At 32.8% G+C, this 1,672-nt stretch carries 1 protein-coding gene and 1 pseudogene; both read left to right on the forward strand.

The genetic code is table 11. The annotated features are described in order from the left end of the window. The coding region (locus AC1DOS_RS19990; RefSeq protein ID WP_477538890.1) for a hypothetical protein at window positions 1-221 on the forward strand (221 nt) is incomplete at its 5' end. A gap of 500 nt (window positions 222-721) precedes the next feature. Further along, window positions 722-1,672 (forward strand): annotated as a pseudogene (locus AC1DOS_RS19995) (hypothetical protein); the annotation flags it as partial.

A 1,672-nucleotide genomic window follows, 5' to 3' on the forward strand; every position in this document is an offset into this window, starting at 1 on the left:
GTGTAGTAATACGAGATGCGGCTTTTGAAGACGGGAGAAAATACACTGGCATATACACCAGTTTCTACCTTTTAACCAATTGGGAGTCGAAAGAAGCAATTAGTCAAACCATGATACAAATGTATGATGCTGCAGAATACCAGGAATTAAAAGGGAAAATTGAACAGGCTTTAACTAATATAATTATTGGAGACTTGGATTCGAAGAGTTTAATAAAGTGAGTATTCCATCCTTTTGGTTAGCTTTTTGACTTGCAATAAAGAATTTACTCAATTAAAACGGAGCAGCTGAAGGTGAATTTCAGCTGCTCCGTTTTAATGTATTACATGCAATATCATATTAAAATTTATAATAAATCACTTATTGTATATGTCCCAAAATCCACTTCACCAATTACACACCATAAGCATAACATTGAACTATTTGGAAATTTTTAGTTCCTTCAAACGCTTCAGCTAGTATTAAAAAAGGGAGTTGGTGCCCTTACTGTACTAAGTTTATTAATGAAGAAAAATGCAGGTATATTCTCGAGCAAATATTTGGAAAAAAGTTTATTAAAACACGAAGCGTTATTAAACCCTATGAATTAGATGGATTTAACAAAGAATTACAATTAGCTTTTGAATATAATGGAGAACAACATTATGAGGTTGTTAAAGGTTTTACTTCCAGCACAAAAGAATTAATAAAAAGAAATGAAATAGATAAGAGAAAACTGGAGTTGTGTAGTGATAAGAATATTATCCTCCTTGTTATACCATTTTATGAAGCTAAAGAAGACAATCAATTGATAGCATTTATAATTGATAGATTAAAAAAATTAAAATTTGTCCCCGAAGATAAATATTTTTATTTAGAGACAGAAGGTTTTTATGAAAATTTATCAGTTTTAAAAGAACTAAGAGAGCTTGCAGAAAAAAGAGGAGGGAAATTACTTTCAAAAAGTTACATATCAAAATTAAAATTAAAGTGGCAGTGTGCTGAAGGACATACTTGGGAAGCAATCGCAAGCGCGGTTAAAATAGGTACGTGGTGTCCTGTTTGCGCAGAAAGAGTTCCTTTAACATTAGAGGACATGCATAAGATTGCTCATGAAAAGGGCGGTACGTGTCTTTCAGAAAACTATACTAACAATAAAACCTTAAAGTGGCAATGTTCTGAAGGTCATTTTTTTTGGGTGAAACCCAATACGATTAAAACATTAGATGTTTGGTGTCCATATTGTTCTAAAAGAAGAAGGTTGACAATTGATGATATGCACCAATTAGCTCGGAATCATGGCGGTAAATGCTTGTCAAAAGATTATATTAACTCTTCGACCAAACTAACATGGGAATGTAAGCAAGGACACATTTGGGAAGCTACTCCCAACGATGTAAAAAACAATAATAATTGGTGTTGGATTTGTGGAATTAAAAAAAGAGCTGAAACACAGAAATTAACAATTGATGAAATGTATAAATTAGCGGAAGTGCGCGGTGGAGAATGTCTTTCAAAAGAATATTTAGATGCAAGTTCCAAACTTAAATGGAAATGTGATAATGGGCATGTTTGGGAAGCTACACCAAATTCCATTAAAAATAATAAAACTTGGTGTTCAATCTGTGGTGGCTCCGCTAAAGGTAATATAAATGAGATGAGAAAAATTGCAGAAGAACGCGGTGGAAAATGC

It is taken from the genome of Paenisporosarcina sp. P5_A11, assembly GCF_056400705.1.